This is a genomic window from Defluviitalea raffinosedens, from assembly GCF_016908775.1.
GTDB lineage: Bacteria > Bacillota > Clostridia > Lachnospirales > Defluviitaleaceae > Defluviitalea > Defluviitalea raffinosedens.
This window is the reverse complement of record NZ_JAFBEP010000001.1, coordinates 143286-157420: the sequence shown is the minus strand read 5'-3', so window position 1 is coordinate 157420 and position 14135 is coordinate 143286. Positions and strand designations below refer to the sequence as shown.

The following is a 14135-nucleotide window of genomic DNA, read 5'->3' as shown; positions in this document are numbered from 1 at the left end:
GGAGTTCTCAATGAATAAGAAATGGAAACGTATTGCTTTTACGTTATCTGTCTTTATATGTGGACTGTTTTTTGGGACAGGAAAAGCCATGGGAGTTGATCCGGGAACCAATCAGGATCCTTTAGTATCCAAAAGTTATGTGGATGCCCGGGTTAAAGAAGTCACAGACTTACTGGGAAGCATTTTGTCAAATAATAGTTCATCTTCTAATGGAAGCTCAATGATTTTTGAAGTAGTGAATGTATCTGCGGGTCAGACTCTAGTCGGAGGACAAAGTACTGAGATTATTTTACGAGGTGGAAAAGGACTGGCCATCACGTCTGAGCAGGGAGGACTGCAGGATATTACAGATGGAGTAGATATCAGTAGTGGACAAAACATTCCTAAATATCATCTGCTCATTATACCGAGGGATGATGGAAGAGGGATTTATGCAGAGATGGATTCTGTGTTCATGATAAGAGGAGAGTATAAAATTCTGCCATAAATACAAGATATATTAGGAGGCAAATGATGAAGAAGATATTTGGTCTACTGCCTACAGCAGTTATTATCGTATCCCTGATTCTATCAGGGATACAAGGGTTTATCAGATTTTCAGTAGAAAAAAATCAAAGAGAAGTAGAGATCCTTGCCAACTACAGTGATATTAAAAAGGCAGCGGAAACCTATGAAGAATCTTTAGAAACAGTGGTAAAAAGATTAAAAGATGCAGGAGTAACAGGGGTCTTAATCAAAGAACAGACCATTAAAGCTGCATCTCCCGGGTCAATGACCAGCTGGGAAGAACTGGGAGAAGTAACTGCATTTACGGGAGCCGAATTAAAGATTTTAGGAATGATGGATGGTATAGATTTAAAATCTATTATTCCAAACCACTATTATATATGGATTTCAGATGATGCCGTCCGCGATACAATCAAAGAACACATGGCTTATAAATTAGGAGAATATGATGCAGTCACGATTAATAATGAAGTATTCTTAGATACCGGAGTATCCAATAACGTCATTTTAAACTTGGGAACAGGATATCCCATGGATGATCTGAAAATCATTGCAGATCAGGGATTATCTGTTTCTCCTCAAATCCGTTCATGGAACAACGTAACTGAAGAAGCTTTAGAATATGTGTTAAAGGATGTAGAGAATATTCCAAATTTAGGAACGGTTTATTTTAATGATTCAACGGTGCCTGGATTTGATTTGCCTGTAATGACCGAATTTGCCAAAAACCATACAATAGGTATAATTGAATTCTTTTCAGATAAGCAAAAGGGACTCTATACTTTGATCCGTAAGGCAAGCCAGGGAGGGAAAGACTTTAATACCATACGCCTTCATACCGTTACTGAGGGAGAAACATCTACTTTAACTCCGGCACAGATCGTTGACAGATACCTTCTTGCTGCTGAAGAAAGAAATATGAAAGCTCTACTTGTAAAAATGCCCAATACTGCAGAACCTGAAAAGGATTATGAAGATTGGTTTAAAATGGTAGAGGATATTCGCAATGAATTAAATCAATCGGGATATACAGTTGTTGCAAATCCAAAGCCTATGAATCTCCCCGTATCCAACCCGTTGATGATTTGGACCATCGGATTTGGACCAATTTTCTTGCTTATTCTTTTCGGAAGATGGGCAGATAAGAATAAATGGGAAAAATGGGCATGGCTTCTTGCCTTAGGAGGACTTTTCGTATGGACAGGGCTGTTAAAAATTCGTCCAATCCTGGCAAGGCAATTAATGGCATTGGCTGCAGCCATCCTTTATCCTACCTGGGCTGTAATAACCTGCATAGACAAAGAGAATAAATCCTGGAAGCAAATCATACTTACATTCTTTAAGATTTGTTTTATATCCTTTGGAGGAGCTCTGACGATCATAGGGCTAATGTCTCAAACATCTTCTACACTGACCATAGATATGTTCAGAGGGGTTAAAGTTGCCCATGTCATTCCTCTTCTTCTGGTATTTTTACTGCTTGAATATAAAAGAGGAGAGCTGGAAATTAAGAAAGTTAAGAAATTCCTTCAGAATCCTATTACCTATTTAACCCTCCTGATTATTGGAATATTAGGAATAGCGCTTATCGTGTATGTTCAAAGGACAGGAAATACAGGACAAGCCTCAACGTATGAAATTATGTTCAGAAATGCACTGCGCAAAATCCTTGGGGTACGTCCGCGAACCAAAGAATTCTTAATCGGTCATCCTCTGATGATTTTCATGCTGTATTATGGATATAAAGAAAGGTATTTCCCATTGCTTTTAGGTGCTGTTATAGGACAAATATCCCTGGTAAATACCTACGCGCATATTCATACCCCAATTATGATTTCTCTTATTAGGAGTTTTCACGGGATTTGGATTGGCATGATCGGAGGCGTAATACTTGTATATATCGTTAATTGGATTATAAAACTGGGGAGACGATGGAATCTATGGGAAGTATAGTTGTATCAGGATATTACGGATTTGACAATGCAGGGGATGAAGCAGTCCTGTATTCGATCATAAAAACATTAAAAGAAGAAGTTGGAGAGCATGTTAAAATTACTGTGCTATCCAATAAGCCTCATGAAACAGCCTCTACATATCATGTAGAGGCTGTGAACAGGTGGAAGTATAAAGAGATTATAGCCGCTATTAAAAACGCTGATGTGTTAATCAGCGGAGGAGGGAGCCTTCTTCAGGATGTAACAGGCTGGAAGAGTATCGTGTATTATCTTTCTATTGTAATGATTGCAAAGTTTTTCCGCAAAAAAGTTATCTTTTATGCACAGGGAATTGGCCCTGTCAACATGAAATTCAATCGGCTTTTGATTGGATGGATTGCCAATAAAGTGGACTATATTTCTGTACGGGATCAGCAGTCAAAAGAAGAGCTTATAAAAATGGGGGTAAAAAGAGAAATTGAAGTTGTAGCAGACCCTGTTTTAAAGCTTAATCCTAAAGAAAGGCAAAAAGATACTAAAAAACGCCTCGGGGTATATTTAAGACCATGGAAGGTAGAAGAACATTTTTTTGATAAAATAAAAGGCATACTCAATTGGTTTGATCAAAAAGGATGGGAAATCATATTCATTCCTATGCATGATCCGGAGGATGTGGAGCTTTCCCAAAAAATATGTGCTTCTTTACCCGGTTCTGTGGTATATGATGGAGAGCACGATCCACAAAGTATCTTAGACTTTACGGCTACTTTGGATTATGTGTTGGGCATGCGGCTGCATTCTCTTATTATGGCAGCGGCTGCAGGTGTTCCTTATATGGGAATATCCTATGACCCAAAGGTAAAAAGCTTTGTAGAAGCTATGGAAGCTGGAAAAGTGATAGACATTTATGAACTGGATCAAGATAAAGCAATTCATTATTTAGAATCGACATTGAACCATCTGGATGAAATGAAAGAAACCATAAAAACCAGAAGAAATCAATTGCTGGAACAAAGAAATATGGCTGTAGAAGTTATAAAAAACAGTATTTTGTAAGTATTGTAAGCACAGAAGTATATATTTATTACGAGCAGAAAATTTCACAAAGAATCAAGAGTCATAAGGAGTGGGGAGATTGTCTGAGAATGGGGTAAAAGCTACAGAAAGTAAAATCAATATAATGGATGTTCCTATTGATGTCATTACAATGGAACAGGCTGTATCCAGGGTATTTAGTTTTTTTGAAACTACAGAATGTCATTCTGTTTATACGCCGAATCCGGAAATCATTATGGCAGCACAAAAAGATAAAGCATTAATGGATGCTCTTTATCATGCTTCACTCATTGTACCGGACGGAATTGGCGTGGTATTGGCGTCAAGGCTGCTCAAAGGACCAAAGCTTCCCGAAAGAGTAGCAGGGTATGATTTGGTTCAGAACTTGTTTGCTCATATGGCAACTACGGACTATACGGTATACTTTTTAGGAGGAGCTCCTGGGGTATCAGAGGAAGCCGCCAAAGTCATGCAGAAAAAATATAAAGGATTAAAAATTACAGGAACGGACCATGGTTATTTCAAAGAATCTGAGGAAGAAGCAGTGATTCAAAGAATTCAGGCAGCGAAACCAGATCTTCTGTTAGTGGGCTTAGGTGCACCCAAGCAGGAAAAATGGATAGAAAAAAATAGAGGAGTTCTTCCTGTTAAAGTATGTATAGGTGTCGGAGGAAGTTTTGATGTTATGGCAGGAAAGGTTAAAAGAGCACCTGTTGCATTTCAAAAACTGGGTTTAGAATGGTTTTACCGTTTGATTACTCAGCCTACAAGGGCAAAAAGGATGCTTCAGCTTCCTGTATTTGCATGGGAGGTAGTGAAACTTTCCGCTAAAAATAAAAACAAGTAAATTCAAAACATGATCAAGGAGAAGGGAAAACATGGGGCAATCGCAGAAACAAAAGGTTATAACGGATTATTTACTTATTATTGTTGGAACGACTCTTTTAGCTTGTGCCATAAATTTGTTTTTTGAGAAGCAAGATCTTGTGACAGGTGGAGTGACCGGCCTGGCTATTGCAATCAAAGCCCTTACTGAACCTTATTTTGCCGGAGGAATTCCCTTATGGTTTACGAATATCGCATTAAATATCCCCCTGTTTTTAATCGGTACTATGTTAAGAGGGAAAATGTTTGGCGCAAAAACATTGTTTGCTACATTTTATCTTTCTTTTGCTCTGTATTACACAAAATTTTTACCGGAAATTCCTGCAGATATTTTGCTTTCCAGTCTATTTGGAGGTGTTTTGGCTGGTATAGGCATCGGATTTGTATTTATAGCTTCTGCCACAACAGGAGGAACAGATCTTGCTGCCAGCATTATTCAACACTACTTTAAGCATCTTCCTGTAGGACGTATGATGATGGCTTTGGACGCAGTGATCATCACTATGGGTGTATTTATTTTTGGCCCTGTAAAAGCGATGTATGCCATTATTTCTGTGTATATTTCAGGGAAAGTACTTGATAATATGCTGGAAGGTATCAATTTTTCCAAGGCAGCATTTATTATTTCCGATAAAGCAGAAGTTATTGCAGATGAGATAATGAAAAAAATGGACAGAGGTATAACGGGGTTAAATGGACGAGGTATGTACACAAAACAAGAAAAAGAGATCCTATTTTGTGTTGTATCTAAAAAAGAAATTTTTCAGTTAAAAGAAATAGTGAAGAATGAAGATCCTAAAGCTTTCGTAATTGTAGGAGATGTGAGAGAAGTTTTAGGTGAGGGATTTATAGAATATTAACAATACATTACAATTGTTTCCATTTAAAACAAGGTTTTTATCATCAATATATAAAATGGCCATGTTGAATAATGTAGAATAATAACCAAAAATTTTTCATACAGACAAGCACATATACAATTTAAACAAAGGAATTTTTTAGGATTTGTTAAAAAGAGCAATAGTACAAATTATCTAAATATAGTATAGTATTTATACACTGAGATTGTTTGATAACTATTTATTAAGGGGGCAATTGTAATGGCAGAATTGAAATTGAAGAATGTTACAAAGAAGTATCCTAATGGATTCGTTGCAGTAAAAGATTTCAATCTGGATATAGCGGACAAAGAATTTATCATCTTTGTTGGACCATCTGGATGTGGAAAATCAACAACACTTCGTATGATCGCTGGTCTCGAAGAAATATCTTCAGGAGAATTATGGATAGGCGATAAGCTATGTAACGATGTTGCTCCTAAAGATAGAGACATTGCCATGGTGTTCCAAAACTATGCTTTGTATCCGCATATGACTGTATATGACAATATGGCGTTTGGATTAAAACTTCGTAAAACGCCTAAAGATGAAATTGATAAACGTGTTCGTGAAGCAGCAAAGATCCTTGATATTGACCATTTGTTAGATAGAAGACCAAAGGCATTGTCCGGGGGACAAAGACAACGTGTAGCGATGGGGCGCGCTATCGTTCGTGAGCCAAAGGTATTCTTAATGGACGAACCTCTGTCTAACTTGGACGCAAAATTAAGGGTACAGATGAGAACAGAAATTTCTAAACTTCATCAAAGACTTCAAACTACATTCATCTACGTTACCCATGACCAAACAGAAGCTATGACATTGGGTACAAGAATCGTTGTAATGAAAGACGGTATTATCCAACAGGTAGATTCACCAAGCAACCTATATTCAAAACCAAATAATTTATTCGTTGCAGGATTCATTGGTTCACCACAAATGAACTTTATTGATACTAAGGTAGTTAAACGTGGAGATGATATTATTCTCACTTTCGGAGATGAAGAAATCAAACTTCCACAAGAAAAAGCAAAGAAACTTATAGAAGGTGGTTATGAAGGCAAAGAAGTAATCATGGGTATTCGTCCGGAAGATCTCCATGATGAACCAGCTTTCCTTGAAGTATCTCCAGACAGCATTATTACATGTGACATTGAAGTAACAGAAATGCTTGGTGCAGAAGTATTCTTATACATGGTATGTCAAGGACAAAACTTGACTGCTCGTGTAGATCCAAGATGCCAGGCAAAACCAGGTGACAAGTTTAAAATTGCTTTAGATGTAAATAGAATCCATGTATTCGACAAAGAAACAGAGCAAACTATTACTAATTAATATTGCTAATGAAAAAGATAAAAGGAAAATACACATTATTTGTGTATTTTCTTTTTTTTTTTAAGAAATTCTACTATAATATAAAATAAAAGCAATAAATAAACAAAAAATTTATTTAGGAGCGTTGATGGTATGATTTCAAACCAAATTTTACAAAGTACAATTGATGGCTTAAAAACCATTACAAGACGGGACTTTTTCATCACAGATATTGAAGCTAAAGTTGTGGCATCTACAGAAGAAAATCAAATAGGAATGCATATGGAAATCGTAGAAGATTTCGTGAATTCTCAGGCAGAAAGTCAACTGATTCAAGGATATCATTATTTTAAAGTTTTTGATGAAAACACAGCGGAATATGTCGTTGCTGTTCGAGGAGAAGATGAGGAAGTATACCGAATTGGTAAGCTGGCAGCATTCCAAATTCAAAGCCTTTTGGTGGCATACAAAGAAAGATATGACAAGGACAATTTCATTAAAAATCTTCTCCTGGATAATCTGCTCTTGGTAGACATTTATAACAGGGCTAAAAAACTTCATATTGAAAACAATGTGCCAAGGGTTGTATATCTCATAGAAACCCAACCGGATAAAGACATCAATATCAAAGAAGTAGTAAGAAGCATTTTCCCATCCAAATCAAAGGATTTTGTTACTGCAGTAGATGAAAGAAATATTATTTTAGTAAAAGAAGTAAAAGAAAAAGAGCTCATGGAGGATAAAGAAAAAGTTGCAAGAATGATTTATGATACATTAAGCAGCGAAGCCATGAGTACCATTTCTGTTGCGGTAGGAACTATGGTTGAAGACTTAAAGGATGTATCAAGATCTTACAAAGAAGCTAAGATGGCATTGGAAGTAGGAAAAATCTTCTATAGTGAAAAACACATAATAAGTTATAATCAGTTGGGCATTGGCCGCTTGATTTATCAACTGCCGGTACCTCTTTGCCATATGTTTGTTAAAGAAGTACTTCATGGAAGAACGATAGAAGAATTTGATGAAGAGATCTTAACAACTGTTCAGAAGTTCTTTGAAAATAATTTGAATGTCTCAGAGACATCAAGACAGCTCTACATTCATAGAAATACTTTAGTATATAGACTTGATAAACTACAAAAAATGACAGGTTTAGATTTAAGAAATTTTGAAGATGCCATTACTTTTAAAATCACCATGATGGTTAGCAAATATATGAACTATATGGAAAAAATGTCATATTAGTATTACTCCCTAAGGCGTAATGTATATTGCTATTTAATATAGAATATTGTAAAATAAAATGGATTTTATGCCTCTTATGGGAGGGGATAACTTGATTGAATTGCATAATATTACAAAAATTTACCCGAACAATGTAACAGCTTTAAAAAACATATCCCTATCGATCGAAAAAGGAGAGTTCGTTTTTATTATAGGAAGCAGCGGTTCTGGAAAATCCACTCTGCTCAAGCTTTTGTTAAAAGAAATAGAACCTACCGAAGGAGAAATTATCATTAGTGATAAAAATATCACGCACTTAAAAAAGAAAGAAATTCCTTTTTTAAGAAGAAAATTAGGGGTTGTATTTCAAGATTTCAGATTACTTCCCAATAAAACAGTGTACGAGAATGTTGCCTTTGCGATGCAAATTGTCGAAGCAACACCAAAAGAAATAAGAAGGAATGTACCAATGGTACTTTCTATGGTAGGCTTGGCTAAGAAAGCCAGATGCTACCCTTCGCAGTTATCAGGAGGAGAACAGCAAAGAACGGCTTTGGCAAGAGCTATTGTAAACAATCCTCCTATTCTTATATGTGACGAGCCTACGGGGAACCTGGACCCACTAACCTCATGGGAAATTATGAAATTATTAAAAGACATTAATGACAGAGGGACTACAGTCATCATTGCAACCCATGAAAAAGACATTGTAGACAAAATGAAGAAAAGAGTCATAGAAATAAAAGAAGGCGTACTGATTCGAGATTTACAAAAGGGTGGATACAGCGATGAAGATTAGAACCATGAAATATTTTGTGGGTCAAGGTTTTCGCGGCATTTGGCGGAATAGATTGATGTCGCTGGCATCAATCGGAACGATTGCTTCCTGCTTAATGATTGTGGGCATATTTTACTGTATTGCTGTGAATGTTGACTATATACTGGAGACTTTAGAAGAAACTGCAGGAATCACAGTTTTTTGTACAGATGAAGAAGTTTCGGAAGATAAAATTCGAGATTTAGAAGAGCGAATTAGAAAAATTGACCATATTGATGAAGTTGTCTACATTTCTCCGGAAGAGGCTTTGAATAAAGAAAAAGAAGAGTGGGGGGAATATGGCTCGCTGTTAGATGGACTAGAAAACGATAATCCATTACCCCCTTCCTTTGAAATTACACTGGACGATATTAGATATCAAAAAGAGGTTGTTGCAGAACTAAATCAATTAAGTGGAATAGAAATCAGATATTTAGAAGAAGAAACCAAAATCCTTATAGGATTTAATAATATGATCCGGCTCATCAGCCTGGTATTGATTCTTGTACTGGGCTTTATTGGCGTAATGCTTATGGATAATACCATTCGGCTCACAGTGTATATCAGAAAAAATGAGATTAATATTATGAAATATATCGGAGCGACCAATTGGTTTATACGATGGCCTTTTGTCATAGAGGGCATTATTATTGGAATCATTGGTTCTGTGCTTCCTTTGGTTCTTATTTGGTTTTCCTATAATTTTATTACAGAATTGATTTATGAAAAGAATACATTTATTCGCAATGTATTGGTGTTCAGAACGCCGGGAGAGATTTTTAATGTACTGACTCCGATTTCACTCATAATAGGTATTGGAATTGGTGTTATAGGAAGTACGATATCCATTAGAAGATATCTTAAAGTTTAGTTGTTCATTTAGTAGGGGGAATTGTATGCATAAAGTTATAAAACGGGGGATCATTTTACTACTCATTATGGTCCTCGGATGTGGTCCGATTTTCTCTGTATATGCGAATAGTCTGAAAGAGAAAAAAAGTAAGCTGGAAGAAGTTCAAAAGAATTTAAAAAACGCAAAAGAAAAGTTAAAAAAGACCAAAGAAGAAAAGGCCAATATTATGCAGAACATAGAGGCTCTGGATAAAGAATTGGCCCAAGTGGATGCATATCTTGAAAAGATTAATGAACAACTGGAAGATTTAGAATCAGAAGTAAAGCAAAAACAAGATGAGCTTGAAAAAGCAGAAGCGGAAAGAGAAGCGCAATATGAGGCTTTTAAAGAACGTCTTAAATATATGTACATGAATAAAAGAGTTGGCTATATGCAGGTCCTTCTTCAGTCCAAGGATTTTTCTGATTTTCTTAACAGGGCAGATGTGATTACTAAGATTGTGGAATATGATCAGAATTTAATTAAAGAAATGAAGGAGAACGAAAAGAAAATAGAAGAACAGAAGGAAGAATTAGAAGAAAAGAAAGAAGAAGTTACCCTGGTTAAAAAACATCAGTTGGGTGTCAAACACAGCCTGGAGGAAGCTAGACAAGAAAAAGCCACACTCATTGCTCAATTAAATGATGATGAAGCATCTTACATGGAACTTATTAAAGAGGAAGAAGAGATTTCCAAGCAATTGGAAAAAGAAATCAAAGAACTTACAAGAAAGAGTACGAGAGTGTACAGTGGAGGACAATTTGAATGGCCTGTTCCGGGGTATTATACACTGAGCTCCTATTATGGAGGAAGAACTGACCCGGTATACGGAGGCTATGCTTTTCATAACGGTATTGACATTCCTGCTCCTGCAGGAACCAGTGTATTAGCAGCAGCCGATGGAGAAGTGATCGCAGCAGGATATATTAATGGATATGGCTATACAATCATTATTGATCACGGTAGTGGTATTACTACATTATATGGTCATAATTCTCAGTTAGTTGCATCAGTCGGCCAATTCGTACAACGAGGACAAGTCATTTCGAAAGTGGGAAGTACAGGAAAGTCTACTGGAAACCATTGCCATTTTGAAGTCAGAATCAATGGAAGTCATACAAATCCTATCCCATATTTATCAAAATAAAGGACTTAGTCCTTTATTTTTTTCTAGCAAAATGACTTTAATCTTTTAACTATGGTATAATAATAAGTAGTGAATAATACAATGAAAATATAATCACTAAGGGAGTGCCGATTGAATGAAAGATAAAAAATCATTTTTAAGTGGTTTAGCTGTAGGGATGTCGATTGTTATTTTTGTTAACATCGTATTCATCGGCTTTCGTATTGCCATGGGAATGACAGGACATTCTAATTTAGGAATGAACCAAAAGGTAAATAAGATTCTTGCATATCTTAACAGATTCTATGTAGATAAGATAGATGAAGTTGCTTTAGAAGAAGGAATGTATAAAGGGCTTGTGGCAGGTGTGGGAGATCCTTACACTACATACATGAGTAAAGAGGAATTTGAGGATTTTCAGACAGAGACGACCGGGCGTTATGCTGGAATTGGCGTTGTTGTATCGGTGGATCAAACGGACCAATTGATTACTGTGGTTTCACCTTTTGAAGGGTCTCCTGGAGCTGAGGCAGGACTGATTCCTGGTGATAAAATCATTAAAGTCAATGATTTTGAAGTGACAGGAGATGATTTAAATGAGGCTGTGTCCATGATGAAAGGACCGGCAGGTACCAAAGTAAAATTAACCGTTTACAGAAAGTCTGAATTTAAAACTTTTGATGTAGAAATTACCAGAGCTAATATTGACTATCCTACAGTTTCCCATAAAATGTTGGACGGCAACATTGGATATATCAAAATCGTATCTTTTGATGAAGTAACCTACGATCAGTTTATGACTGCTTATAAAGATTTGACCAGCAAAGGACAAAAAGGACTGATCATAGATCTTAGAAATAATCCCGGAGGCCTGCTTTCTATTGTAACCAAAATCGCTGACCAATTGCTTCCGGAAGGAATGATTGTTTACACAGAAGACAAAAATGGAAAAAAAGATACGTATTTATCTGATGCGAATGAAATCAAAGTGCCGTTAGTGATCCTTGTCAACCAAAACAGTGCCAGCGCATCAGAGATATTGTCAGGAGCAGTAAAAGACCATAATAAAGGTAAATTGGTAGGCACAACGACCTTTGGAAAAGGCTTGGTTCAGTCGATTTATCCTTTAGGTGATGGTTCCGCAATCAAAATTACGATTTCAAAATATTACACGCCCAGTGGTGTATGCATCCAAGGCATAGGAATTGAACCTGATTATGTAGTAGAATTGCCCGATGATTTAAAGTCTAAGTTAACTTTGGATGAGAAAGAAGATATTCAGCTTAAGAAAGCACTGGAAGTCATAAAAGAGCAGTTATAAAGTCTCTAAGAATAGGTGATGGGATGCATTCTTTTTTTCAGGTGGTTTATACAACACTACAGGCGGTGGCAACCGCCATTTTTCATCCTTGGTTTTTGATTGTTATTTACTTAATGTATAGAATGTATAAGAAAATTGGAGACATGGAAGTAACGACTTTGCTTTTTATGCGGCAAAATATAGGCAGCAAGATGGTTCAGTCTGTTTTGAGCGGTATTTTAATCGGTATAGGTGCCAGCATCCTGCTGGTTGCCATAGGTCTTCCTATACATCTTTCAGATTATATGGTTTTTCTTCTCCCCATTGCGATCATGCTTGCAATGATTAATTTCAGGTATTTATGTTTTTCTTATGCTGGCGGCCTTCTGGGCATATTATCTTTTATTCTTAGGGGACAAATGTTTTTAGGTGTCAAACTGCCAGATATGAATCTGGATATACCGGGAATCATTGCTCTTGTAGGGATACTGCACTTTATGGAGTCTCTTCTAATTTTACTGGAAGGTGCGGAGGATAGTATTCCGATGATTATCAAAAAAGATGGGAAGTTCGCTTCTGCCTATATGATGCAGAGGTATTGGCCGCTGCCTTTTGCACTGCTCGTTATGGAAGTTGTGGCTGCAGTCCCTCAGGGGAGCATAGCCATGCCGAATTGGTGGCCGCTTATGAAAAATATTGTTGATCATGCGGATGGTGTAATCGTCTATTCTATTTATCCCATTACAGCAGTTCTGGGATATGGAGATATTGCGGTATCTATGACTCCGGAGCAAAAATCCAGGAGAACTTCCTTGTCTCTTATGGCATATAGTTTATTTCTCTTACTTATTGCAGTTTTTGCACCCAACAGGATTTGGTTGCAAGGCCTGGGTGTTATTCTAATGCCTGTTTTACATGAGATGCTTATTGTTCGAAGCCAGATCAGGGAAAGGAATTCTAAACCTCTATATACTTATCCGGACAAAGGGGTTAGAATTTTAGATTTAAAACCAGAAGGACTGGGAGAAAAGATAGGACTTAGACGAGGGGACATTATCTTAAAAATTAATGGTACAGAGATAGAAAATTATGCTCACATGAAATCCATGTTTAATAATTATTTCACTTTCATATGGATCGATATTATAGGGATAGATGGAAAAACGAGATGTATTGAACATCAGGCCTATTCTTCAGGAGTGAATGATTTAGGAATTATTCCGCTAATACAAGAACCTTTGGCAGTATACAGATTAGAAAATATGGAAAGTGTAGGGCTTTTTAAAATGTTCACAGGGAAAAAATAGAAATAGAGCGTCTTAAACGTTCTATTTCTATTTTTTTATGAAATAAGAAAGTTGCTCTTGCTTGCAAGGGATCAAACTTTCTTATTTCATAAGTGCGACGGAGTGACTATCTTATGTGTTCATGATTTTTTAAATGATTCATACAGTATTCATAATCCCCTTCACAAGTGGAGCAGTATCTAAACTCCATGTCAGGATCGTCTTTTTCTGTTATTCCGCAGATTGTACATTTGTGTATGGTAAAGTCCCGAGGAAGTTGCGCTTTAAACTGTTGCCTGTTTTGATGAACGACTCTGCTTGTCTTGGCATTGGTTACAATATCCTTGCCAAAGAAGACAAAGTAATTGATTAAAGAAACGATAGCCGCTAATTTATAGGGTAAAGGATAAACTAAAATGGTAAAGGCAAAAATGATCCAGTCAAGCCAGGCCAAATACTTTATTTTTATAGGAAGAATAAAGAATATCAGAATTTGATAATCAGGATAAAGCCTTGCAAAAGCAAGGAAAAGGGATAAATTAATATAAGTTGAGGACACAATGGAATTCGATACAAAAGCGGATAAAATGGTTCCAATCATTCCTAATACATAAAACAGATTAAATCTGAAGCTTCCCCATTCATGCTCAAGAGCAGTACCGATCATATAGTAAAAATACAATACAAAAGCTGCCCATAAAGGAGAAGTGGTAGGAGGTATGAATATAAAGGTAATCAGCCGCCATACTTCTCCGTTTAAAACTCGTCCAGGATCGAGCATGAGCATATATAGACTTTCCTGAGAAAGATAAGTCATTACAAATACTACAGCATTTAAACCAATGATATAGGTCATTAAATTAGGAATAGCAAAGCGACCTAGTTTTCTTTCTAACTGATCCAGCCAACGCATATA

13 protein-coding genes are annotated in these 14135 nt (G+C 36.5%); 12 read left to right on the top strand and 1 reads right to left on the bottom strand.

The window, feature by feature from the left end; genetic code table 11:
• The first annotated feature begins 10 nt into the window (after window positions 1-10).
• The 12 genes from JOD07_RS00720 to JOD07_RS15750 all read left to right on the top strand — a co-directional run bounded on the left by JOD07_RS00720 (window position 11) and on the right by JOD07_RS15750 (window position 13240).
• Window positions 11-487, top strand: coding sequence for a hypothetical protein (locus tag JOD07_RS00720; RefSeq protein ID WP_158739758.1), 477 nt, complete (start codon window positions 11-13; stop codon window positions 485-487).
• A 26-nt stretch (window positions 488-513) separates the two neighbouring features.
• Complete coding sequence (locus JOD07_RS00715; RefSeq protein WP_158739757.1) at window positions 514-2460, top strand: DUF5693 family protein; 1947 nt, start codon at window positions 514-516, stop codon at window positions 2458-2460.
• Window positions 2448-3497, top strand: a complete 1050-nt coding sequence (csaB, locus tag JOD07_RS00710) for a polysaccharide pyruvyl transferase CsaB (RefSeq protein WP_158739756.1) — start codon at window positions 2448-2450, stop codon at window positions 3495-3497. The genes JOD07_RS00715 and csaB overlap by 13 nt, the downstream gene beginning before the upstream one ends.
• Window positions 3498-3576: 79 nt before the next feature.
• Window positions 3577-4344, top strand: coding sequence for a WecB/TagA/CpsF family glycosyltransferase (locus JOD07_RS00705; RefSeq protein WP_330576531.1), 768 nt, complete (start codon window positions 3577-3579; stop codon window positions 4342-4344).
• Between the two features lie 31 nt (window positions 4345-4375).
• Window positions 4376-5242 carry a YitT family protein gene (locus JOD07_RS00700; RefSeq protein ID WP_158739755.1) on the top strand — a complete coding sequence of 289 codons (867 nt, stop codon included), beginning with the start codon at window positions 4376-4378 and terminating at the stop codon, window positions 5240-5242.
• 240 nt (window positions 5243-5482) lie between these two features.
• On the top strand, window positions 5483-6595 hold the full coding sequence (locus JOD07_RS00695) for an ABC transporter ATP-binding protein (RefSeq protein WP_204611644.1): 1113 nt from the start codon (window positions 5483-5485) through the stop codon (window positions 6593-6595).
• Window positions 6596-6727: 132 nt separating this feature from the next.
• Complete coding sequence (locus tag JOD07_RS00690) at window positions 6728-7819, top strand: PucR family transcriptional regulator (protein WP_158739753.1); 1092 nt, start codon at window positions 6728-6730, stop codon at window positions 7817-7819.
• 91 nt (window positions 7820-7910) lie between these two features.
• The gene (gene ftsE, locus JOD07_RS00685) at window positions 7911-8597 is read left to right on the top strand and encodes a cell division ATP-binding protein FtsE (RefSeq protein ID WP_204611636.1); all 687 of its coding nucleotides are present in this window, start codon (window positions 7911-7913) and stop codon (window positions 8595-8597) included.
• The gene (ftsX, locus tag JOD07_RS00680) at window positions 8587-9486 is read left to right on the top strand and encodes a permease-like cell division protein FtsX (RefSeq protein ID WP_158739751.1); all 900 of its coding nucleotides are present in this window, start codon (window positions 8587-8589) and stop codon (window positions 9484-9486) included. The genes ftsE and ftsX overlap by 11 nt, the downstream gene beginning before the upstream one ends.
• Window positions 9487-9511: 25 nt before the next feature.
• Window positions 9512-10654 carry a murein hydrolase activator EnvC family protein gene (locus JOD07_RS00675; RefSeq protein WP_158739750.1) on the top strand — a complete coding sequence of 381 codons (1143 nt, stop codon included), beginning with the start codon at window positions 9512-9514 and terminating at the stop codon, window positions 10652-10654.
• Between the two features lie 115 nt (window positions 10655-10769).
• Window positions 10770-11954 carry a S41 family peptidase gene (locus JOD07_RS00670; protein WP_158739749.1) on the top strand — a complete coding sequence of 395 codons (1185 nt, stop codon included), beginning with the start codon at window positions 10770-10772 and terminating at the stop codon, window positions 11952-11954.
• A gap of 41 nt (window positions 11955-11995) precedes the next feature.
• On the top strand, window positions 11996-13240 hold the full coding sequence (locus JOD07_RS15750) for a PDZ domain-containing protein (RefSeq protein WP_204611634.1): 1245 nt from the start codon (window positions 11996-11998) through the stop codon (window positions 13238-13240).
• A gap of 106 nt (window positions 13241-13346) precedes the next feature.
• Here JOD07_RS15750 and JOD07_RS00660 read toward each other — a convergent pair whose 3' ends face one another.
• Window positions 13347-14132 carry a rhomboid family intramembrane serine protease gene (locus JOD07_RS00660; protein ID WP_158739747.1) on the bottom strand — a complete coding sequence of 262 codons (786 nt, stop codon included), beginning with the start codon at window positions 14130-14132 and terminating at the stop codon, window positions 13347-13349.
• Window positions 14133-14135: the final 3 nt, after the last annotated feature.